17 protein-coding genes and 1 riboswitch are annotated in these 21,658 nt (G+C 74.2%); of the genes, 13 read left to right on the forward strand and 4 right to left on the reverse strand.

The features are described 5' to 3' along the window. Nucleotides 1-54: 54 nt before the first annotated feature. The 6 genes from BF93_RS03175 to BF93_RS03200 all read left to right on the forward strand — a co-directional run bounded on the left by BF93_RS03175 (nucleotide 55) and on the right by BF93_RS03200 (nucleotide 7,937). Nucleotides 55-1,356: an ABC transporter substrate-binding protein gene (locus BF93_RS03175; RefSeq protein ID WP_038370629.1), complete on the forward strand. Its 1,302-nt coding sequence runs from the start codon at nucleotides 55-57 to the stop codon at nucleotides 1,354-1,356. Nucleotides 1,357-1,435: 79 nt separating this feature from the next. Next, nucleotides 1,436-2,374: a carbohydrate ABC transporter permease gene (locus BF93_RS03180; protein ID WP_038370631.1), complete on the forward strand. Its 939-nt coding sequence runs from the start codon at nucleotides 1,436-1,438 to the stop codon at nucleotides 2,372-2,374. Then, a complete protein-coding gene (locus BF93_RS03185; protein WP_038370633.1) occupies nucleotides 2,367-3,257 on the forward strand; it encodes a carbohydrate ABC transporter permease in 891 nt (296 codons plus the stop codon). The genes BF93_RS03180 and BF93_RS03185 overlap by 8 nt, the downstream gene beginning before the upstream one ends. A gap of 38 nt (nucleotides 3,258-3,295) precedes the next feature. Next, on the forward strand, nucleotides 3,296-4,708 hold the full coding sequence (locus BF93_RS03190; RefSeq protein WP_084148219.1) for a Gfo/Idh/MocA family protein: 1,413 nt from the start codon (nucleotides 3,296-3,298) through the stop codon (nucleotides 4,706-4,708). After that, nucleotides 4,705-6,813, forward strand: coding sequence for a DUF6807 family protein (locus BF93_RS19725; RefSeq protein WP_051486470.1), 2,109 nt, complete (start codon nucleotides 4,705-4,707; stop codon nucleotides 6,811-6,813). Before BF93_RS03190 ends, BF93_RS19725 begins: the two co-directional genes overlap by 4 nt. A 101-nt stretch (nucleotides 6,814-6,914) precedes the next feature. Then, the gene (locus BF93_RS03200; protein ID WP_038370635.1) at nucleotides 6,915-7,937 is read left to right on the forward strand and encodes an alpha/beta hydrolase; all 1,023 of its coding nucleotides are present in this window, start codon (nucleotides 6,915-6,917) and stop codon (nucleotides 7,935-7,937) included. A 15-nt stretch (nucleotides 7,938-7,952) separates the two neighbouring features. On the opposite strand, the gene thiE is transcribed toward BF93_RS03200, so the two are convergent. Further along, nucleotides 7,953-8,795, reverse strand: coding sequence for a thiamine phosphate synthase (thiE, locus tag BF93_RS03205; protein ID WP_332248902.1), 843 nt, complete (start codon nucleotides 8,793-8,795; stop codon nucleotides 7,953-7,955). A 27-nt stretch (nucleotides 8,796-8,822) separates the two neighbouring features. Continuing rightward, a riboswitch (TPP riboswitch) is annotated at nucleotides 8,823-8,929 on the forward strand. Here thiE and thiO point away from each other — a divergent pair. The 4 genes from thiO to BF93_RS03225 all read left to right on the forward strand — a co-directional run bounded on the left by thiO (nucleotide 8,925) and on the right by BF93_RS03225 (nucleotide 12,356). Then, nucleotides 8,925-10,049, forward strand: a complete 1,125-nt coding sequence (gene thiO, locus BF93_RS03210; protein WP_051486471.1) for a glycine oxidase ThiO — start codon at nucleotides 8,925-8,927, stop codon at nucleotides 10,047-10,049. It overlaps the preceding riboswitch by 5 nt. Next, nucleotides 10,046-10,285 (forward strand): sulfur carrier protein ThiS, encoded by a 240-nt coding sequence (gene thiS / locus BF93_RS03215; RefSeq protein ID WP_038370637.1) that lies wholly within the window; start codon nucleotides 10,046-10,048, stop codon nucleotides 10,283-10,285. Before thiO ends, thiS begins: the two co-directional genes overlap by 4 nt. Nucleotides 10,286-10,422: 137 nt before the next feature. Continuing rightward, nucleotides 10,423-11,172 (forward strand): thiazole synthase, encoded by a 750-nt coding sequence (locus BF93_RS03220; RefSeq protein ID WP_232226201.1) that lies wholly within the window; start codon nucleotides 10,423-10,425, stop codon nucleotides 11,170-11,172. Further along, nucleotides 11,169-12,356, forward strand: a complete 1,188-nt coding sequence (locus tag BF93_RS03225; protein WP_038370639.1) for a ThiF family adenylyltransferase — start codon at nucleotides 11,169-11,171, stop codon at nucleotides 12,354-12,356. The genes BF93_RS03220 and BF93_RS03225 overlap by 4 nt, the downstream gene beginning before the upstream one ends. 90 nt (nucleotides 12,357-12,446) lie before the next feature. Here BF93_RS03225 and BF93_RS18800 read toward each other — a convergent pair whose 3' ends face one another. From BF93_RS18800 to uxaC, 3 genes are read right to left on the reverse strand one after another with little or no spacing between them, the layout of a single operon-like run. Continuing rightward, nucleotides 12,447-13,235 (reverse strand): nucleotidyltransferase domain-containing protein, encoded by a 789-nt coding sequence (locus BF93_RS18800; protein WP_051486472.1) that lies wholly within the window; start codon nucleotides 13,233-13,235, stop codon nucleotides 12,447-12,449. A gap of 49 nt (nucleotides 13,236-13,284) precedes the next feature. Further along, on the reverse strand, nucleotides 13,285-14,838 hold the full coding sequence (locus tag BF93_RS03235; protein WP_038370640.1) for a UxaA family hydrolase: 1,554 nt from the start codon (nucleotides 14,836-14,838) through the stop codon (nucleotides 13,285-13,287). Next, nucleotides 14,835-16,283 carry a glucuronate isomerase gene (uxaC, locus tag BF93_RS03240; protein ID WP_038370641.1) on the reverse strand — a complete coding sequence of 483 codons (1,449 nt, stop codon included), beginning with the start codon at nucleotides 16,281-16,283 and terminating at the stop codon, nucleotides 14,835-14,837. Before uxaC ends, BF93_RS03235 begins: the two co-directional genes overlap by 4 nt. A gap of 186 nt (nucleotides 16,284-16,469) precedes the next feature. On the opposite strand from uxaC, the gene BF93_RS03245 reads away from it, so the two are divergent. Genes BF93_RS03245 through BF93_RS03255 form a run of 3 tightly spaced genes read left to right on the forward strand, consistent with a single transcriptional unit; the run spans nucleotide 16,470 to nucleotide 21,549 of the window. After that, nucleotides 16,470-17,561 carry a LacI family DNA-binding transcriptional regulator gene (locus BF93_RS03245; protein WP_084148222.1) on the forward strand — a complete coding sequence of 364 codons (1,092 nt, stop codon included), beginning with the start codon at nucleotides 16,470-16,472 and terminating at the stop codon, nucleotides 17,559-17,561. Continuing rightward, complete coding sequence (locus tag BF93_RS03250) at nucleotides 17,558-19,006, forward strand: mannitol dehydrogenase family protein (protein ID WP_038370643.1); 1,449 nt, start codon at nucleotides 17,558-17,560, stop codon at nucleotides 19,004-19,006. The genes BF93_RS03245 and BF93_RS03250 overlap by 4 nt, the downstream gene beginning before the upstream one ends. Further along, complete coding sequence (locus BF93_RS03255; RefSeq protein WP_038370644.1) at nucleotides 18,988-21,549, forward strand: glycosyl hydrolase; 2,562 nt, start codon at nucleotides 18,988-18,990, stop codon at nucleotides 21,547-21,549. Before BF93_RS03250 ends, BF93_RS03255 begins: the two co-directional genes overlap by 19 nt. Nucleotides 21,550-21,658 lie beyond the last annotated feature (109 nt).

Below are 21,658 nucleotides of genomic sequence, written 5' to 3' on the forward strand. Positions count from 1 at the left end.
CCGACACCACGAGCTCGTGCTTCCGGGCCGAGCCGGCAGATCAGAGGAGATCTCATGTTCACCAGGCGCCAGACCATCGCCCTCGGGGCCGCAGCCCCCGCCCTCGTCGCCCTCGCCGCCTGCGGGCCCAACTCGGGCTCCGGCGGCAGCGGCGGATCCGACGGCGGCTCGGGCACGCTCCGCTTCGCCTGGTGGGGCAACCCGACGCGCAACGAGAACACCGCCAACGTCATCGAGGCGTACAAGAGCGTGGACGACTCCGTGACGATCTCGGCCGAGCCGGGGGAGTGGAGCGGCTACTGGGACAAGCTCGCCACCCAGACCGCCGGCGGCGACATGCCCGACATCATCCAGATGGACGAGAAGTACCTCTCCGAGTACGGGCAGCGCGGCGCCCTGCTGGACCTCGCCGAGGCCGGCCTGGACACCAGCAAGTTCGCCCCGGGCACCGTCGAGGTGGGCGAGGTCCCCGACAAGGGGCTGATGGCCATCAACGCGGGGCTGAACGCCGTGTCCATCATCGTGAACCCCGCCGTCTTCGAGGAGGCGGGCGTCGAGCTGCCCGACGACTCCACGTGGACCTGGGAGTCGATGGCGCAGCTGGCCGCGCAGATCACCGAGGCCACCCCCGACGGCACCTACGGCATGTCCCAGATGGGCGGCGTGCAGGGCGTCTTCCAGCTCTACGTGCGCCAGCTGGGCCAGGACCAGTACAACGCCGAGGGCGTCGGCTTCGACGCCGCGGCCGCCACCCAGTTCCTGGAGTGGGGCAAGTCGCTCCAGGACACCAAGGCCTGCCCCGACGCCTCCGTCTCCGTGGAGGACGCCTCCAAGTCCATGGACCAGTCCCTGTTCGCCACCGGCAAGATCGGCATCACGATGGTCTGGTCCAACCAGGTCGTCGCCCATGACGCGCTGGTCCCCGGCGGGGTGAAGGTGCTGCGCCCGCCGTCGATGACCGGCAGCTCCAAGGACGTCCAGCTCTGGTACAAGGCCTCGATGTACTGGTCGGTCTCGGCGAAGACCGCCGATCCCGAGGCCGCGGTGAAGTTCGTGGACTTCCTCGTGAACTCGCCCGACGCCGGCAAGATCCTCTCCGTCGAGCGCGGCGTGCCCGGCAACCTCGACGTGCGCGAGGCGATCACGCCGGAGCTCGACGCGGCCAACGTCATGGCCGTGGAGTACCTCGACTCCGTCGAGTCCGAGCTGGGCGAGCCGCCGGCCATCACCCCGCAGGGCGGCGGCGAGTTCGAGGCGATCCTCACCCGCGTCAGCGAGGACCTGCTGTTCGGGACCATCGATGCCGCCGCCGGCGGCCAGCGGCTGGTCGACGAGCTGAACGCGGCGCTGGCCTGAGCGGCCGGCATCGCGCAGACCCCCATCGACCGAGGAGCATCATGACCATCATCAGCACCCCGCCCCCGGGAGGGATCGCATGAGCGCCGTGGGCGAGCTCGCCTCCCTGGCCAAGCGCCGCTCCGCGGGCGGTCCGAAGGAGAAGCACCCGGACAACCGGGCCGGCCTGGCGTTCATGGCGCCGTGGCTGATCGGCCTGCTGGTCATCACCATCCTGCCGATGATCGCCTCGTTCGTGCTCTCCTTCACCGACTACAGCCTGATCGCCCCGCCGGAGTTCACCGGGCTGGACAACTACAAGGAGATGATCGGCGACACCCGGCTGCACAAGTCCCTCGCGGTCACGTTCATCTACGTGCTCGTGGGGACGCCGCTGCAGCTCATCGTGGCGCTGCTGCTGGCGGTGCTGCTGAACCAGGGCATGAAGGGCCTGTCCTTCTACCGCTCGGTGTTCTACCTGCCCTCGCTGCTGGGCGGATCGGTCGCCATCTCGATCCTGTGGCGGCAGATGTTCGGCGCCGGCGGCCTGGTCAACCAGCTGCTGGAGGCGATCGGCTTCACGAACCTGCCCGGCTGGGTCTCCAACCCGGACACGGCGCTGGGCACGATCATCCTGCTGCACGTGTGGACGTTCGGCTCGCCGATGATCATCTTCCTGGCGGGGCTGCGGCAGATCCCGCAGATGTACTACGAGGCGGCCGGGGTGGACGGCGCCTCGAAGCTCCACCAGTTCTTCCACATCACGATCCCGCTGCTGACCCCGATCATCTTCTTCAACGTGGTGCTCCAGGTCATCAACGCGTTCCAGTCGTTCACCCAGGCGTTCGTGGTCTCGGGCGGGACGGGCGGGCCCTCGGACTCCACGCTCTTCTACACCCTGTACCTGTACCAGAAGGGCTTCACCCAGTTCGACATGGGCTACGCCTCGGCGATGGCGTGGCTGCTGCTGGCCATCGTCGCGATCTTCACCGCGATCAACTTCTTCGTCTCCAAGTTCTGGGTGTTCTACGATGACTGATTCCACCGCCACCGCCCCCGCCCCGGCCGCCGCTCCCGCCCTGCGGGTGCGCCGCACGAATCCGACGCGCTCGGTGATCAAGCACATCGTGATGATCGCGGTCAGCCTGGTCATGATCTATCCGCTGCTGTGGATGATCGTCTCCTCCCTGCGGCCCAACGACGAGATCTTCCGCAATCCCTCGCTGCTCCCGCTGAGCTTCGACGTCTCCAACTACGTCGACGGCTGGAACGCGCTGGCGCAGCCCTTCTCGCACTACCTCATCAACTCGACGCTGCTGGTGCTGGGCTGCGTGATCGGCAACCTGGTGGCCTGCTCGCTGACCGCCTACGCCTTCGCGCGGCTGCGGTTCTGGGGCCGGAACATCGCGTTCGCCATCATGCTCATGACGCTCATGCTGCCGATCCACGTCGTGATCGTGCCGCAGTACATCATGTTCTCCCAGACCGGCTGGGTGAACACCCTGGTCCCGCTGGTCCTGCCGAAGTTCCTCGCGACCGACGCGTTCTTCGTGTTCCTCATGGTGCAGTTCATCCGCGGCATCCCCCGCGAGCTCGATGAGGCGGCGCGCATCGACGGCTGCGGCCATTTCCGGATCTTCTTCCAGGTGATCCTGCCGCTCATGCTCCCGGCGCTCGCGACGACGACGATCTTCACCTTCATGTGGATGTGGAACGACTTCTTCGGCTCCCTCATCTACCTGACCACGCCCGAGAACTTCACGGTGCCGCTGGCGCTGCAGTCGTTCCTGGACTCGCAGGGCACCTCGAACTGGGGCGCGATGTTCGCGATGTCGATCCTCTCGCTGGTCCCGCTGTTCCTCGTGTTCCTGGTGGGCCAGAGGTTCCTCGTCAAGGGCTTCGCCACCACCGGCATCAAGTGACCCCGTCCCGACCTCGGATCCCCGGAAGGATTCCCCTCATGACCACCCGCTATGCCGTGATCGGCACCGGACACCGCGCCCAGATGTACATGAACGCCATCGCCGGCGACCACGCCGAGGTCGCCGACCTGGTGGCTCTCATCGACATCAACCCCGGGCGCGCCGCCTGGCACCGTGACCAGCACGCGGCGTTCCAGGACGCGGTCCTCGCCGCCCCCGAGGATCTCGAGGACGTGATCCGCGAGCAGCGGGTGGACCGGGTGATCGTGACCTCGATCGACCGCTGCCACGCCGAGCACGTGGTGCGGGCCCTCGAGGCCGGGGCCGACGTCGTGGTCGAGAAGCCGCTGACCATCGACGCCCCGAGCGCCCGCGCCATCGAGGAGGCGGCGCGGCGCACGGGGCGCGAGGTCGTGGTGACCTTCAACTACCGCTACAGCCCGCGCAACAGCGCGCTGCGCGAGGTGATCGCCTCGGGGCGGATCGGCACCCCCGTCTCCATGGTCTTCGAGTGGGTGCTGGACACCTCCCACGGGGCGGACTACTTCCGCCGCTGGCACCGGGACAAGACCAACAGCGGCGGCCTGTTCATCCACAAGGCCAGCCATCATTTCGACCTCGCCTCCTGGTGGCTGGACGCCGTCCCCTCCCGCGTGTACGCCCGGGGCGGCCTGCGCTTCTACGGCGAGGACAACGCCCGCGAGCGCGGCCAGGAGCTCGGGGCCGAACGCGGCACCCACGACGGCGAGCACACCCCCTTCGAGCTGGACCTGCGCGGGGACGAGCGCCTGCGGGCGCTGTACCTCGAGCAGGAGCAGCACGACGGCTACCGCCGCGACCAGTCCGTGTTCGGCGCGGGGATCACCACCGAGGACAACCTCACCGCGATCGTCGACTTCGACAGCCGTGCGGTGCTCACCTACGCGCTGAACGCCCACAGCCCCTGGGAGGGCTACCGCGTCCACGTCAACGGCACCGAGGGCCGCGCCGAGCTCGAGGTCGTCGAGCGCGCCGAGGTGATCCCCACCGACGACGGCAGCAAGGTCGTCGACCCCAGCGCCGTGCGCGTGGAGACCGGTGCGCAGGTGCGCGCCGAGGGCGAGCGGCTCATCGTCCAGCGCCACTTCGAGGCCGCCGAGGAGGTCGAGATCGTCCAGGGCGAGGGCAGCCACGGCGGCGGCGACGCGCTCATGCTGGCCGAGGTCTTCCGCGGCCGGCAGCACGACCCGCTGGGCCGCGCCGCCGACTGGACCGACGGGCTGCGCGCCATCTCCGTCGGCATCTGCGGGAACGAGTCCCTGGCCACGGGCGGGCCGGTGGAGGTCACCGACTTCCTCGGCATCGACCTGCGTGCGGCCGCCGCCGCGGCCGCGGAGCGCTCGGCGGGCGCGACGGCCGCGCCGGAGGGAGCCTCGCGGCAGGCCCTCGAGTCCGACGGCGCCCGCGCATGAGCGCCGTGCGCGTCGCGCTGGTCGGCACCCGCGGCTTCGGGCGCGTCCACTTCCAGGGCCTGCAGAAGCAGATCTCCGAGGGGCTGGCCGAGCTGGTCGGCGTCGTGGACGTCGCCGAGCCGGAGGCCGATGTCACCGCCCCGTGGTTCCTCACCCTCGGCGAGCTGCTCGAGCAGCTGCCCGGCGAGCGGGCCCCCGAGGTCGTCATCATCGCCACCCCGATCACCACCCACATGGCGATGGCCCTCGAGGCGCTCGCGGCCGGCTGCCACGTGCTGCTGGAGAAGCCGCCGGTGCGCTCCCTGGCCGAGCACTGGCAGCTGCTGCGCGCCGCCCGCGAGGCCGGGCGCTCCGTGCAGGTCGGCTTCCAGGCCCGCGGGGGCGGCGGCATCGACCGCCTGCGCCGCATCGTGCGCGGCGGCGAGCTGGGGCGGGTGCTGCGGGTGACCGCCTACGGCGCCTGGCAGCGCGACCGCGCCTACTACTCCCGCAGCCGCTGGGCCGGCCTGCGGCGCCTGGGCGGGGAGCGGGTGGCCGACGGCGTGGCCACGAACCCGCTGGCCCACGGCGTCCACGCCGCGCTCACCGTCGCGGGGATCGATCGCGCCGACCAGATCGCCGAGGTCACCACCGAGCTGCGCCGCGCCCACGACATCGAGGCGGACGACACCACCTACCTGGGCATCCTGCCGGCGCAGGCGGACCTGCCGCCCGTGCACTGCGCTCTGGTGACCACCGCCCCCGACCAGTCCGACCCGTGGGTCGAGGTCGTCGCCGAGCGCGGCCGCGCCCGCCTGTACTACACCGCCGACCGCGCCGAGATCGGCCCCGCGCAGGTCGTGCCCTCGCAGATCGTGCCCGCCGGGGTCGCGGCCGCGGACATCGGCGCCGCCGCCCGCCGCGAGGACTACGAGCGGATCTCCCTGGTCGAGAACCTTCTGCGCCACGTGCGGGACGCCTCCGTCCCGCTGCTGTGCCCGCTGGAGTCCACCAGCGCGTTCACCGCGGTGCTCGATGCGACCCAGTCCGTCCCGGATCCCACGCCCATCGGCCCCGAGCACGTGACCTGGGTGGGGGAGGGGCCGGCGGCCCATCCGGTGGTCGAGGACGTCGAGGCGTGGATGACCGCGGCTCTCGACTCCGGTGCTCCGTTCGCGGAGGTCGGCGCCCCCTGGGGCGACGCCTCGGCCGTGCACCGCTGGTCCCCGCGCCGGGTGCTGCGCACCCAGGAGATCGCCGGGTCCGAGATCGCCGTGCTCGTGGACGGCAGCGACATCATCCCGCGGTCGAGCCCGCGCCCCTACCTGCACCCGCTGCGCACCCTCGGCGGGACCGTGATCACGGACGCCCACCCGGCCGACCACGACTGGCACAACGGCCTGGGCGTGGTGATCCAGGACGTCGCGGACGTCAACTTCTGGGGCGGGCGCACCTACGTCGAGGGCGCCGGGTACATCTGGCGCGAGGACCACGGCACCATCGCCCATGAGGCCTTCGAGGAGACCTCGGCCGACGGCACCGCCTGGACGCAGCGCCTGCGCTGGCGGGGCCCGGAGCCCGCGGCCGATGCCTCCGCTGCCGATGTCTCTGCGGCCGATGCCTCCGGCGGCTCCGCTCCCTCGGACGGGCCCGGACCACGCGTGGAGCTCGAGGAGACCCGCACCCACGTCTTCGCGCCCGTCGAGGGCGGCTGGAGCGTGGAGCTGACCTCGCAGCTGCGCCCCGTGAGCGCGGAGGCCATGGAGCTGGGCAGCCCCGGCAGCCACGGCCGCGAGGGCGGCGGATACGGCGGCCTGTTCCTGCGCCTGGCCCCGCTGGCCGAGGCGACCGTCGCCGTCCCCGGCCCCGACGGCGGCCGTCTCACCGGGGAGGACGCCGTCCACGGCGCCCGTGCCCCGTGGGTGGAGCTGTGCGGCACGGCCGCCACCGGCGGACGCTTCGCGGTGCGGATCGAGCACCTCGACGAGCACGACGACCCGTGGTTCGTGCGCGTGGCCGGGTACCCCGGCCTGGGATCGGCGATCGCCTGGGACAGCCCGGTCACCACCACCGCCGAGCAGCCGCTGACCCGTGCCTTCCGCATCACCGTCCGCGACCTTCCCTGACCGACCTTCCTGCCCGACCTTCCCCGGTCCGGCCGCGACTCTCCCTGACGCGGCCGGGCCCGTCCTGACCTGACCGCCCCCTCGACCCCGGGAGCCCTCTCATGTCCCCTGCCGCCGACGCCGCCTGGGCGCCGCAGCTCGCCGCCCGCGCCCACCTGCTCGAGGTCCTCGGCCCCGAGGACTCCCTGTCGCCCGAGGCCGAGGCCGCCTGGCGCGCGCCCTTCGGCGCGCCGGAGAGCTGGGACCTCGACATCGTCGACCGCGACCTGCCCGGACCGCACGGCCGGGTGCCGGTGCGGATCTACGCCCCGCGCCCCTCCGGGGGCGCGGTCGAGGCGGCCGACGCCGGATCCGCCCCGGCCCGCCCGGCGCTGGTGTGGATCCACGGCGGCGGCTTCCAGCACGGAGACCTCGACATGCCCGAGGCCCACGAGGTCTCCCGGGGCGTGGCCGGGCGCGCCGACGCCGTGGTCGTCTCCGTGTTCTACCGCCTGTGCGACGAGCCCTCGGGCAGGCCCGCCCCGAACCTCGACGGGGAGACGGGCATCCACGCGCCGATCCCGCTGGACGACGTGCACGCCGCCTTCACCTGGGTGCGCGAGCACGCCGCGGAGCTGGGGGCGGACCCGGCACGGATCGCCGTGGGCGGGGCGAGCGCCGGCGGCGACCTCGCCGCCTGCCTCAGCCTGCGCCTGGCCGCCGAGGGCGCGCCGCCGTGGCAGTCCTTCCTCATGTACCCCGTCGCGCACATCGAGATGCCGGCCCCGGATGCGGAGGAGGCCGCGGCGCTGGCGGCCTGCGCCCCGCTGGGCGGGTTCCCCGCCGAGTCCGTCGCGGTGATGGGGGAGACCTACACCGGCCGTCCCCGCAGCGAGGCGACCGGCTACGAGTTCCCGGCCCTCGCGGCGCGGCACGACCATCTGCCGCCGACGCTGATCGACGTCGCCGAGTTCGACGGGCTGCGCCCCAGCGGTCGCGCCTATGCCCAGCAGCTCGAGGCCGCCGGGGTCGAGGTCGAGCTCGCGCTCAGCCGCGGCGTCCCGCACGGGCATCTCAACAAGGTGGGGCTGGCCGAGGCCCACGCCAGCATGGACCGCATGGCCCGCCGCCTGCGGGAGCGCTGAGCCCCGCAGTCCGGGTCAGGCCCCGGTGACGGCCGCGCGCAGCGCCCGGGCCGCGGCCTCCGGATCCTCGGCCTCGGTGACGGCGCGGACCACCACGATGCGGTCGGCGCCGGTGGAGAGCACCTCGGGCACCCGGTCCAGGTCCACGCCGCCGATCGCGAAGAACGGCGTCGGATGCGCGGCGGCGTCGCGGTGCTCGGCCGCGGCGCGCGGCAGCGCCAGGCCCACCGCGGCGCGGCCCGGCTTGGTGGGCGTCTCCCAGACGGGCCCCGTGCAGAAGTAGTCGATCCCCGGGTCGTCGTGCGCCTGCCGCATCTGCTCCTCGGTGCGCGTGGAGCGGCCGATGAGCACGTCGGGACCCACGAGGGATCGGGCATCGGCCGTGGTCAGGTCGCCCTGCCCGAGGTGGAGCACGTCGACGCCCGCGAGCACCGCGACATCGGCCCGGTCGTTGGCCGCCAGCAGCGCCCCGAAACGGTCCGCGATCGGGCGCAGGGCCCGCAGGGCCTCCACCTCGGCGCGCGCCTCCGCGGACTTGTCGCGCACCTGCAGGATGTCCACACCGCCGCGGAAGGCGGCCTCGGCGAAGGCGAGCAGCTCCTCGAGGCCGCGCGAGAGGTCCACGCACACGTACAGCCGGGCGCGGGTCAGCCGGCCGCGACGCCGGGCGCCCTCCGGCGAGACCGCCCGTCGCCGGGCCGCCGCCGTCGCCGCCGCGCCGGACTGCGCCGTGATCGCGCCGGGCTCCTCCGTCCCCGCGCCGGACTGCGCCGTGCTCGGGGCGGGCTCCTCCGTGCCCGGGGCCGGGACCCCCGGCATGTCCTGGGGCTCCGCGCCCGTCAGCTGGTCAGCACTCATGGTCATAGCGTCCCACAGGTACACTCGCGGACGTTCCGTGGGAGCCCGGAGGAACGGGCTGAGAGGGCGTCAGGCGCCGACCACTACGACTGGATGCGGGTCATGCCGCCGTCAGGAGGAATCGCACACGTGCATGTCGTCGTCATCGGCGCGGGGATCGTCGGTCTGCTCACCGCGCTCGAGCTGCGCCGTCGCGGCCACGAGGTCGAGGTCCGCTCCACCGGGGTGGCCGAGGGCGCCACCCACGCCGCCGCGGGCATGCTCGCCCCCGCCGCCGAGGTGCAGGTCGGCCAGGGGCCGCTGTGGGGGATCATGCGCGAGGCGGCCCTCGCCCATCGGCGCCTCGCCGCCCGGCTTCCCGAGCTGACGCGCGAGTTCTCCCGGCCGGCGACGGCGCGATCCGCCGGATACCGGGATGACCCGACCCTGGTCGTCGGCCGCGACCACGCCGACCTCGCGGCCCTGCACGACCTGGCCGTCCTGCAGCGCCGCGCCGGAGCCGAGGTGCAGGAGCTGCTGCCCCGCGAGGCGCGCCGCCTCGAGCCGGCGCTGGCCCGCGGCATCGCCGGCGCCGTGCGCATCGGCAGCGACCACCAGGTCGACCCGCGCACCCTGGCCCGCACCGTGGTCGCGGCCCTCGAGGCCCACGGGGTGCGCCTGCGCATCGGCGCCGTCCCGGGCCTGGACGCCGTCCCCGCCGACCGCATCGTCCTGGCCGCCGGGCTCGGGGCGCCGGCGATCGCGGGCCCGCATCAGCAGCTCGACCTCGCGCTGCGTCCCGTGCGCGGCGACATCCTCCGCCTGCGCGTCCCCTCGTCCCTGCTCATGCCGGGGGAGGAGCATCTGCTGACCGGCACCGTCCGGGCGATCGTCCGCGGCCGTGCCGTGTACTGCGTGCCGCGCGACGGCGGCGGGATCGTCCTCGGCGCCACCAGCCGGGAGGACACGCTGCAGGGCCCCTCGACCGGCGGGGTGCTGCAGCTGATCCAGGACAGCGCCGAGATCCTCCCCTCGATCCGAGAGACGGAGCTGGTCGAGGTCACCGCCCGCGACCGCCCCGGAACTCCCGACGACCTGCCGCTGCTGGGTCCCGTCCCCGGCCACGAGCAGGTGATCGTCTCCACCGGCTACCACCGCCACGGCATCCTGCTCTCGGCCTGGGCGGCCGAGCGCACCGCCGACATCATCGACGGCCGTGACGCGTCCCTGCCCGCGGCCGTCCGCCCCGAGCGCTTCACGAAGGAGCCCGCATGATCCCCGTGACCATCAACGGCGAGCCCGCCGAGGTCCCGGCCGGCTGGACCGTCCGCGACCTGGTCGCCGACCGCATCGGCCACCCCGTCGGCGAGGACGGCCGCGCCCTGGACGGCCGCGCGCTCGGCGTCGCCGTCGCGCTGGACGACACCGTCGTCCCCCGCAGCCGCTGGGCCGCCACGGCGCTCGCCGCCGACGCCCGCTGCGAATTCGTCACCGCCGTCCAAGGAGGCTGAGCATGACCACCACCGACACCCCCACCCCGGCGACCGCCGCCCCCGCCGCCGCGCCCTCGACCACCGCCCCCGCGCAGCCGGGAGCCGCCGCGGACCCGCTGGTCATCGCCGGGAGGACCCTCGGATCCCGCCTCATCATGGGCACCGGCGGCGCCACCGACCTCGCCGCGCTCGAGCGGGCGCTGATCGCCTCCGGCACCGAGCTGACCACCGTCGCCATGCGCCGCTTCTCCGCCGATGCCGGCACCTCGGTGTTCGCCCTGCTGCAGCGCCTGGGCATCATGGCGCTGCCGAACACCGCCGGCTGCTACAGCACCCGCGACGCCGTCCTCACCGCGGAGCTCGCGCGGGAGGCCCTCGAGACCGACTGGGTCAAGCTCGAGGTCATCGCCGATGAGGACACCCTCCTGCCCGACGGCGTGCAGCTGCTCGAGGCGACGGAGGAGCTGGTGCGCCGCGGATTCACCGTGCTGCCGTACACGACCGACGACCCGGTCCTCGCCCGCCAGCTGGAGGAGGCGGGCGCCGCCGCCGTGATGCCGCTGGGCTCTCCGATCGGCACGGGGCTGGGGATCCTCAACCCGCACAACATCGCCCTGATCACCGCGCGCGCCGGGGTGCCGGTGGTGCTGGACGCCGGGATCGGCACCGCGAGCGAGGCCGCGCAGGCCATGGAGCTGGGCTGCTCCGCGGTGCTCGTCGCCAGCGCCGTCACCCGGGCGCAGGACCCGGAGGCGATGGCCCGTGCGATGGACCTCGCCGTCCGCGGCGGGCGCGAGGCCTCCCGCGCGGGGCGGATCCCGCGGCGGCAGCTGGCGCTGGCCTCCTCGAGCTTCGAGGGGATCATCGAGACCGCCGGCACCAGCCGCGAGGCGGAGTCCCTGTGAGCGCCGACGGAGCGGAGCTGCCGCCGCTGGTCGAGCCCGGCCCGGAGCTGACACCCGAGCAGATCGCCCGCTACCGCCGCCAGATCACCCTCGCCCAGATCGGCACCCTGGGGCAGCGCCGCCTGCGCGCCGCCTCCGTGCTGGTCGTCGGCGCCGGAGGGCTCGGGTCGCCGGCGCTGCAGTACCTCGCCGGCGCCGGCATCGGCACCCTCGGGATCGTCGACGACGACCTGGTGGACGTCACCAACCTGCACCGGCAGGTCGTGCACGGCATGGACGCCCTCGGCCGGCCCAAGGCCGACTCCGCCGCCGCGGCCGTCGCCCGGATCAACCCCGAGGTGGCCGTGCGGATCCACCGCGAACGCGTGGGCCCGGACACCGTCGTGGAGCTGATGCGCGGCTACGACGTGGTGCTGGACGGCACCGACAACTTCGCCACCCGCTACGTCGTGGCCGATGCCAGCGAGATCACCGGCGTCCCCGTGGTCTGGGGCGCGATCCTGCGCGGGCACGGGCAGGTCAGCGTGTTCTGGCCCGGTCGCGGCGCCCACTACCGGGACGTGTTCCCTGAGCCGCCCGCCCCCGGCGAGGCGCCCTCCTGCGCCGAGGCCGGGGTGCTGGGGACCCTGCCGGGCCTGCTCGGCACCATCATGTCCACGCAGGTGATCCAGCTGATCACGGGGACGGGGTCGCCGCTGGTGGGCCGGCTGCTGCTGTGGGACGAGGCCACCAGCACCACCCGCACCCTGCGCATCGCCCCGGACCCGGAGCGGGCCCCGGCGACCCGGGTCGAGATCCCGGCCGCCGCCGATCCGTCCTGCCGGATCGGCGGGCCGTCGCCGGAGGAGACCCTGCAGGCCGCCCAGCTGCGGGAGCTGCTGGGGCGGGCCGATGCCGGGCCCGAGGGGACGGTGCGCGGGGAGGTCACCCTGGTCGACGTGCGCGAGCCGTGGGAGTTCGCGGCCGGGGCGATCGACGGCGCGGTCAACGTCCCGCTGCAGCAGGTGCTCGACGGCGGCGCCGCGGCCCTGCCCCGCGGCGACGACGTGGTGCTGTACTGCCAGGGCGGGGTCCGCTCGGCGCGGGCCCTCGAGCGGCTGCGCCCGGACTGGGCCCTGCGCGAGGGGCGCCTGCGCCACCTCGACGGCGGCTATCAGGCGTGGACGGCGCCGTCCGAAGGGTGAGGCGCGCGGCTGCTCTGCCGGGGAACGTTCCCGCGGGAACGTCTCCGACGCGGCGGCCGACGGACGCGCAGAGGTGGAGTGCGGCTGGTACTAGAAGTACTCCGCCGGCAGCGTCCCGCGCAGCCAGGCGAGCTCGTTGTCGCGGATGAACACCGACAGCGACTCGTCGACGCCCATCCCGCCCTCGGGGCCGAGCCACTCGTCGAGGATCTCGACCAGGCGGCCGGCGGTCCCGATGGACGGGCCGGCCAGGAGCCGGTCCCAGGCCTCGACGAACCCGTCGGGGCTCGGGACCTCCCGGACGAGGCGGTGGATGTACTTCGCCCCGGGCATCAGGCGGCGGTCCGCGGCGAGAGCGGCGCGCGCTGCGGCGAGGGCCAGGTGCGTGCCCGCATGCTGCAGCAGGAACGGGTCCCCGCGCTGCTCGGCCTGGCGCAGGAAGTAGCCGCCGTGCAGGTGGGCCTGTGCCAGATGCGAGCGCACCCGGCCGGCCCAGGCGTCCTCGGACAGGCGGGGGATCGCGGCGACCAGTGCGGGGAGCTCCTCGCGGCGCGAGAAGGCGACCCGGGCGCCCAGGAACGAGGCGCGCGTGGGATCGTCCCCGGACGCCGCCGCCGTGCGCAGGTAGTCCGGGCTCGCCGCCTTCACGTCGACGTAGGAGCCCGGATAGTCCTCTCCCACCCGGTCGGTCCATGCCCAGCGGTCCTCGCGGCCCAGCTGCGCGAACCGCGCCGCGTCGACGATCAGGTAGACGTCGACATCGGAGTCCTCGCGCTCGGTGCCGCGGGCCAGCGAGCCGACGAGCACGACGCCGAGGGTCGCCGGATCCTCGGCGACCTGCTCGACATAGGCCGCGAGGGCTCTCTCCTGGTGCTCCATGGATGCTGCTCCCGTCCTCGGGGCCCTGCGGCCCGCTGCGGAGGCACCGTCACATGACGGCGCCGATGTGCCAGGGGATGAACTCCTCGAGCCCGTAGCCCAGCTCCTCGCTCGCGGACTGCGTCCCGGAGGCGAGGTCGAGCAGGGCGTGGTAGATCTCCAGGCCCTTCTCCTCGATCGAGACGTCGTGCTCGACCATCTCGCCGGCGTCGATGTCCATGTCGTCGCCCATCCGGCGGTACAGGTCCGAGTTCGTGGCGACCTTGAGGGTCGGCGCCGGACGGCTGCCCAGCGCGGAGCCGCGGCCCGTGGTGAAGCAGACGAGGTTCGCGCCCCCGGCGACCAGGCCCGTCACGGACACCGGGTCGTAGCCCGGGGTGTCCATGAAGCCGAACCCGCGGGTGTCGATCTTCTCCGCGTAGCGGTACACCGCGGCCAGCGGTGCGTGACCGCCCTTGGCGACCGCGCCGAGGGACTTCTCGAGGATGGTCGTGATGCCGCCCTCCTTGTTGCCGGGGGAGGGGTTGTTGTCCATGCTCGCGCCGGTGGACTCGGTGTACTTCTCCCACCAGGCGATCACGTCCAGCAGATCCTGGGCCACCCGGGGGTCCGTGGCGCGCTCGACGAGGAGGTCCTCGGCGCCGTAGATCTCCGGGGTCTCCGCCAGGACGCTCGTGCCGCCCTGGGCGACGATGAGATCCGAGGCGTGGCCCAGCGCGGGGTTCGCGGTGATCCCCGACCAGCCGTCGCTGCCGCCGCAGTTCAGGCCCAGCACCAGCTCGGAGACGGGGACCTCCTCGCGCCGCACATCGGCGACCCGGGGGAGCATGGCCTCGATGGCCTCGATGCCCTTGGCGATGGTGGCGCGGGTGCCGCCGGAGTCCTGGATGGTCATCCGCACCAGGGGCAGGTCGCGCGCGGGCCGATGCGGCCCGGTCTCGAACTCCGCGAACAGCTGCTCCATCTGGTTGACCTCGCAGCCCAGGCCGATCGCGAGCACGCCGCCCACGTTGGGGTGGTCCGCGTAGCCGAGGATCGTGCGGCGCAGGATGTCCATGCCCTCGCCGCTGGGGGCCATCCCGCAGCCGAGGTCGTGGGCCAGCGGCAGCACGCCGTCGACCGTGTCCGGCAGGATGCCGGCCCGCTCGATGCGGTCGGCGATCGCCTTGACGACGGTCGCCGAGCAGTTCACGGAGGCGACGATCGCGATGTGGTTGCGGGTGGCCACGCGGCCGTCCTCCCGCCGGATCCCGAGGAACGTGCGGCGCTCGGGCAGCTCCGGCGGGGTCCAGGAGCCGGTGGAGCCGGCCTGGGCGGCGCTCGTGGCGGCATGCGCGGAGAAGGTGAGGTTGTGGGAGTGCACGTGGTCGCCCGGGGCGATGGGCGCCGTCGCCGTGCCGATCACGTGGCCGTACTTCTCCACGGGCTCGCCGCTCGCGCGCGCGAGGACGGCGACCTTGTGCCCGCGCGGGACGTCGGTCGCGACCGTGAGGTCCTGGCCGTCCACGGCGAGCTGCTCGCCCGCAGCGATGTCGCGCAGGGCGATCGCGACGTGGTCCCCGGCGTGCAGCAGCCGCAGCGCGGCGGCCGGCGTGCCGGTCATGCCGGCACCGGCTTCGGGTAGGACAGCCGGGGCAGGCGGTAGGCCAGGTCGACGGCGGTCTCGATCGCCTCGTCCTCCTCGAGGCGGTGCTCGGCGACCAGCCGCGCCAGGTAGCCGGCGTCGACGCGGCGCGCGAGGTCGTGGCGGGCCGGGATCGAGGCGTAGGCGCGGGTGTCGTCGACGAAGCCGGACATGTTCGCGAAGCCCGCGGTCTCGGTGACCAGCTCGCGGAAGCGGCGCATGCCGTCCGGGGAGTCGAGGAACCACCACGGCGCGCCGAGGCGCACCGAGGGGTAGGCCCCGGCCAGCGGCGCCAGCTCGCGCGAGTAGACGGTCTCGTCGATGGTGAAGAGGATGACGCGGAAGCGCGGGTCCAGCCCGTGGCGCTCGAGCATCGGCCGCACGGCGCGGGCGTACTCCGCGCCGATCGGGATGTCGTAGCCCTTGTCCTGGCCGTGCCGCTCGAACACCTGCGTCGAGTGGTCGCGCAGCACCCCCGGGTGGATCTGCATGACCAGGCCGTCCTCGCAGGACATCCCCGCCATCTCCAGGAGCATGTGGGCGGAGAAGGCCCGGGCCTCCGCGGCGGTCGGCGTCTCGCCGCCCAGCACGCGGGAGTACAGGGAGGCGGCATCGGCCGGATCCATCGGATGCGTGTCGGCGTAGAGGTGGCCGTGGTCGGTCGCGCGGGCGCCCGCCGCGACGAAGGCGGCACGGCGCTCCCGCAGCGCGTCGAGGTAGCCGGCGTAGCTGCTCGTGTCGATGCCGGAGACCTCCGCCAGCGTCGCGATCTCCTCGCGCCACGTCGGGCGCTCCAGCTGCAGGACCCCGTCGGGGCGGAAGGTCGGCACGACGCGCTCGCCGAGGCCGTCCTCGGCGATCCGGCCGTGGACGGAGAGGTCCGAGGAGGCCGGGTCGGTGGTGGAGATGATCTCGATGTTGAAGCGGTCCAGCAGGGCGCGCGGCCGGAAGGACGGATCGGCCACGCACTCGGAGATGCGGTCGTAGAGGCGATCGGCGCTCTCGGCGCTGGGCCGCTCCGTGACGCCGAAGACCTCGACCAGCTCGTGCTCGAGCCAGTAGCGCGAGGGCGTGCCGCGGTACAGGTGCCAGTTCTCGCAGAAGGTGCGGAAGATCTTCCGGGAGTCGGTCTCCACCGGGCCGCCGTCCCGGCGCGGGACGCCCAGGGATTCGAGGGGGATGCCCTGCGAGGCCATCATGCGGGTGACGTAGTGGTCGGGGACGATGAGCAGCTGGGCCGGGTCGGCGAAGGGCTCGTCGTCGGCGAAGACGGAGGCCTCGACGTGCCCGTGCATGCACACCAGCGGGAGGGAGGCGGTCTGCTCGTAGATCCGCACGGCGATGTCGCGCAGGCCCGGCTCGGCGGGCAGGGCGCGATGGGGGTGGAGGGTCCAGTCCGCGGTCGCGGGGCGGGACGAGGTCATGCCATCTCCTTCGACGGGGCGGTGTCCGTGCCGGAGCGGACGCCGGCACGAGACGGTGCGTAAACGGTTGCACATTCCCGGCCCGTCGCGCAAGATGGAGGCGGTGCAAACGTTTGCGGATCCCGTCCGGGACCCGACGATGCACCGGATGACGCATCCGCGCGAGCGAGCCGACGAGGAGGCCCCATGGCGACGACGCTGCGAGACGTGGCCGCCCGCGCCGGGGTGTCGGTCGCGACCGCCTCGCGGGCCCTGCAGGGGTCCGAGCGCATCGGCGAGGCCACCCGGGAACGGGTCCGGGCGGCCGCGGCGGCGCTGGCCTACACCCCCAACCGCACCGCCCGGGCGCTGAGCACGGGGCGCACGGCGACCCTGGGCCTCATCGTCCCGGACCTGCTGAACCCGTTCTTCCCGGCCGTGGTCAAGGGCGCTCAGGCCCGCGCCCGCGAGCTCGGTCTGCAGCTGCTGCTGGCCGACACCGACGAGTCCCCCGCCGAGGAGCTCCCGCTGGTGCGCACCCTCGCCCCGCAGGTCGACGGGGTGATCCTCTGCTCGAGCCGGATGGACGAGGACGAGCTCGGCCAGGCCGCCTCGCTCACCCGCACGGTGCTGGTCAACCGCGAGCACGGGCAGCTGCCGTCGGTCGTGCTCGACCCGGGGCCCGGCGTCGAGGCCGCCCTGCGGCATCTCCACGCCCTCGGCCACACCCGGATCGGGTACGTGGGCGGCCCGGCGACCTCCAGCTCCGACGACCGGCGCCGCCGCAGCCTCGCGGAGCTGGCCCCGCGGATCGGCCTCGAGGTCGTCCCGCTGGGTGCGCGGAAGCCCGATGCCGCCGGCGGCGCCGCGGCCGCCGAGGAGCTGCTGGCCCTCCGGCTCGGCGCCGCGATCGTCTACAACGACCTGATGGCGCTAGGGCTGATGGACCGCCTGCGCACCTTCGGGCTGGACGTCCCGAGGGACGTCAGCGTCATCGGGTGGGACGACATCGAGTTCTCCGCGATGGCCCGGCCCGCCCTGTCCACGGTGCGCATGCCCCGCCGCGAGGCCGGGCGCACGGCGGTGGACCTGCTGGGCGAGATCATCGCCGGCGGCACCGGCGGGGCGATCCGCCTGGGGACCGAGCTGGTCCTGCGCGCCAGCACCTCCCGTGCCCCCCTCCGCATCGACGAGGCCCGCCCCGACGGCGAGCTGCGCATCTCCCTTCCCGATCCCGAGCGAGGGACCTCCTCGCCCGCGAGCCCCCTCCCCGAGCTCCAGGAGCACACGAGCCCATGACCCGACTGGACCGCACCTCCCTGCCGACCCTCACCCCGCGGGAGGACCTCGTCCTGCCCTCGCACCTGCCGGCCGACGGCGCGCCCTCCGGGATCGTCCACTTCGGCATCGGCGCCTTCCACCGCGCCCACCAGGCGGTCATCACGCAGGCGGCGATGGAGGCCACCGGCGACGATTCGTGGTGGATCACCGGCGTCACGCAGCGCTCGGACTCCGTGCGCCGCCAGCTCGCCCCCCAGGACGGCCTCTACACGGTCCTGGAGAAGTCGCCCGCCGGGGCGAAGGCCCAGGTCATCAGCGCCGTCCGGGAGGTGATCTTCCCCGCCGAGCAGCAGGACCGGCTGGATGCGCTGCTGGCGGACCCGGCCCTGCGGATCATCACCCTCACCGTCACCGAGAAGGGCTACCGGCGCCGCGCCGACGGCCGCCTGGACCTGTCCGACCCGCTGGTGGCCGCCGACATCGCCGGGGGAGCAGGGGCCGCACCGGCCTCCGCCGTCGGGCGGCTGGCCCGCGGCCTGCAGGGCCGCGCCCGCGCCGGCGGCGCCCCGATCACCGTCGTGTGCTGCGACAACCTCACCGCCAACGGCGAGGTCCTGGAGCGTCTGGTGCGGGACTTCGCCGAGGCCCTCCCCGCCGCCGAGGCCGAGGAGCTCACCGCCTTCCTGGACGCCCACGTCCGCTTCCCGTCCACGATGGTCGACCGGATCGTCCCCGCCACCACCGACGCCGACCGCACCGAGGGCCGCGCCATCCTGGGCCTGGAGGACGCCGGCCTGGTGGTCGCCGAACCCTTCCTGCAGTGGGTCGTCGAGGACTCCTTCGCCGGGGAGCGGCCCGCCTGGGAGCAGGGCGGCGCCCAGCTCACCGCGGACGTCGCGCCCTTCGAGCTGATGAAGCTGCGCACCCTCAACGGAGCCCACTCGACCCTCGCCTATCTCGGCGCGCTGCGCGGCCACGAGACCATCGCCGAGTCCGTCGCGGACCCGCAGGTGCTGCAGGCCGCCCGCGACCTCATCGCGCAGGACGTCATCCCCACGCTCACCGCCCCCGACGGCACCGACCTCGTCGCCTACGGGGAGACCGTGCTCGAGCGCTTCGCGAACCCGGCGCTCGCGCACCGCACCGTGCAGATCGCCATGGACGGCTCCCAGAAGCTGCCGCTGCGGCTGCTCGGCACGATCCGCGACCGTCGCACCGCGGGCGCCGAGCCGCTGGCCGCCGCCCGCGGCGTCGCCGCCTGGATGGCCTACGTGGCCTCCGACCTCCCCCTGGACGACCCGATCGCGGACCGTCTCGCGCAACTGGCCCGAGGCCGCACCGACGCCGGGGCGATCGTCGAGAACCTCCTCGGGGTCCGCGAGGTGTTCGGCGAGGACCTCCCCGCGGACGCCTGGCTGCGCGGGGTGCTGCGGGACGAGGTGGCATGCCTGCTCGCGCGGTGACCCTCGCCCAGGCCCGGGCCGGCCTCGCGGACCCGGACCCCTCCGCGCGGCCGATGATGCGCTGGTGGTGGTTCGGGCCCGAGGTCGAGCACGCCGAGATCGACCGCGAGCTGCGGGCCATGGCCGCGGCCGGGATCGGCGGCGCCGAGGTCGCCTTCGTCTACCCGCTGCGGGAGACGACCACCCCCTTCCTCTCGCCGGCCCATCGCGAGGCCCTCGCCCATGCGGCCCGCACCGCCCGGGAGCTGGGGCTGCGTTTCGACGTGACACTCGGCAGCGGCTGGTCCTACGGCGGCGGGCACATCGGCCCCGAGCATGCCGCGCGCCGGCTGCACTGGGAGCGCCGGGACATCGGCCTCGAGAGCCTCGCCGTGCCGCTGGACGGGGGCTGGCCCGGGGACGAGCTGGTGGCCGCCTACCTCGGGGAGGGCGCCGACGCCGCCGACTGGCAGCTGCTGCCCCGCACCGGCGGCACGCTCACCATCCCGCCGGGCCGCGGGCCGCGCCGCGTCCTGCTGGCCTGGTCGCGCCCCACGGGCCAGCAGGTCAAGCGGGCCGCCGCGGGAGCCGAGGGGCCCGTGCTGGACCACTTCAGCGCCGCGGCGACCCGCCGTCACCTCGACGTCGTCGGGACGGCGCTGCTGGACGCCGTCCCCGCAGAGCTCATCGGATCCGTGTTCAGCGACAGCCTCGAGGTCTACGGCGCCGACTGGACGCCGCGCCTGCCCGAGGAGTTCCGGCGGCGCCGCGGCTACGACCTCCTCCCGGTGCTGCCGCTGGTCCTGGACGGCGCACGGATCACCGGCGAGGGCGCGGACGTCGACCCGGCCCGCCTGCGCATCGACCTCGGCCGCACGCGCAGCGAGCTCGTCGAGGACGGCTTCGTGGCCACCTGCCAGGAATGGGCCCGCGAGCACGGGGTCCGCTTCCGCCTGCAGGGCTACGGCGAGCCGCCCATCGAGCTGAGCACCAACCGGCTCGTCGACCTCATCGAGGGCGAGGGGGTGGGCTGGAAGGGCCTCCCGCAGACCCGATGGGCCACCTCCGCCGCCCACCTCGACGGGCGGGACGACGTCTCCACCGAGATCTGGACCTGGGTGCACTCGCCGTCCTTCCGGGCGACTCCGCTGGACCTCAAGGGCGAGGCGCACGAGCACCTGCTGCTCGGCTCGACCCACTTCGTCGGCCACGGCTGGCCGTACTCGCCGCCCGACGCCCCCGGCCTCGGCTGGGTGTTCTACGCCGCCGGCGCCCTGGACGACCGCAACCCCTGGTGGCCGGCGATGCCGGAGCTGACCCGGTACCTCACGGGCCTGTGCTGGCTGCTGCGCCAGGGCCGCGGCGTCGCCGACGTGAAGATCTACGTCCCGGCCGACGACGTGCGCGTCGAGAACCCGGGGCCGCTGGACCTGTGGCGCGCCGTCGCCGCCCGCATCGGACCGGACATCCCCGCCGCGATCCGCGAGAACGGCTACGACCTCGACCTCGTCGACGACCGCGCCCTGGAGACCCTCGACCCCGCCGAGGTCCCGATCCTCGTCCTTCCCGGCACCCGCCGCCTTCCGGCGGACACCGCGCACCGGATCGCGGCGATACGCGCCGCCGGCGGCGCCGTCCTGGCGGTCGCGGCCTCCGGCACGACACCGCCGGCCGGCCCCGCCGAGGGCCCGCAGCCGATGGCAGAGCTCGCGACCGCACACGTCCCGGAGGGCGGCCTCGCCGCCGCCCTGCACGCGGCGCTCGCCCCGGACCTCGCCCTCGACGGCGACGGAGGGGAGATCGGCGTCGTCCACCGCCGCCTGGAGGACGGCGACGTCTACTTCGTCGCCAACACCGGCCCCCGCACGCGCACCCTTTCGCTGCGGCCGCGCGACGAGCACGCCGCCTACGAGGCCTGGGACCCGGCCACCGGGCACCGGCGCCCCGTCGACCTGAGCGCCGTGGAGCTGCACCCCTACGCAGCGATCGTGCTGGCCGGCGCCGATGCCGTGGAGAACGCCGCGGCGAGGGCCGAGACCCTCGCCCCGGCCCGCCCGGACACCGGCGACACGGCGCCCGTCGCGCACCGGAGAGAGCGGGTCGGCCTGCGCCTCACCGAGGTCGCCGAGCACGTCCACGAGGCAGCTCTCGAGATCGACCCGGCCTGGCTGCGGCCCGGGGCGGGCGTCGTCCTGGACCTGGGCCCCTGCACGCCCGCGCCCGCCCCCGCGGATGCCCACGGCTACCGCGCCGAGGTCCACGGGCCCGTGCGCGAGATCGCCGTCGTCCGCCTGGACGGGGTCCAGGTCGGGGTGCTGTGGGATGCTCCCTTCCGCCTCGATCTCACCGAGCATCTGCGCGCGGGCACCAGCACCCTGCGTCTGGAGGTCCACGGGACGGCGGCCGCGGCGCTCGCCGCCGACCCGCACCTCGACGAGACGGTCGCCGGCGCGCGGCGCGCCTCCGGGGACCGCTTCACGCTGCAGGACCTCGACCGCGCCCTCGACGAGCACGCGGTGGGTCTGCGGGAGTCCCCGGTGCTGGAGGTGCGCCTCCCGGTCTGACCCGGCATGCCGCCCCTGCCGCGGGCATCGGGATCACCGCGGCCGCCGGACTCACTGCGGCCGCCGAGATCGGCCGACGCCGGCGTCCCGGGCACACCCGCCGCCGCCG

Origin of the sequence: Brachybacterium phenoliresistens, from assembly GCF_000576425.1 — a bacterium.
Classification (GTDB): domain Bacteria; phylum Actinomycetota; class Actinomycetes; order Actinomycetales; family Dermabacteraceae; genus Brachybacterium; species Brachybacterium phenoliresistens.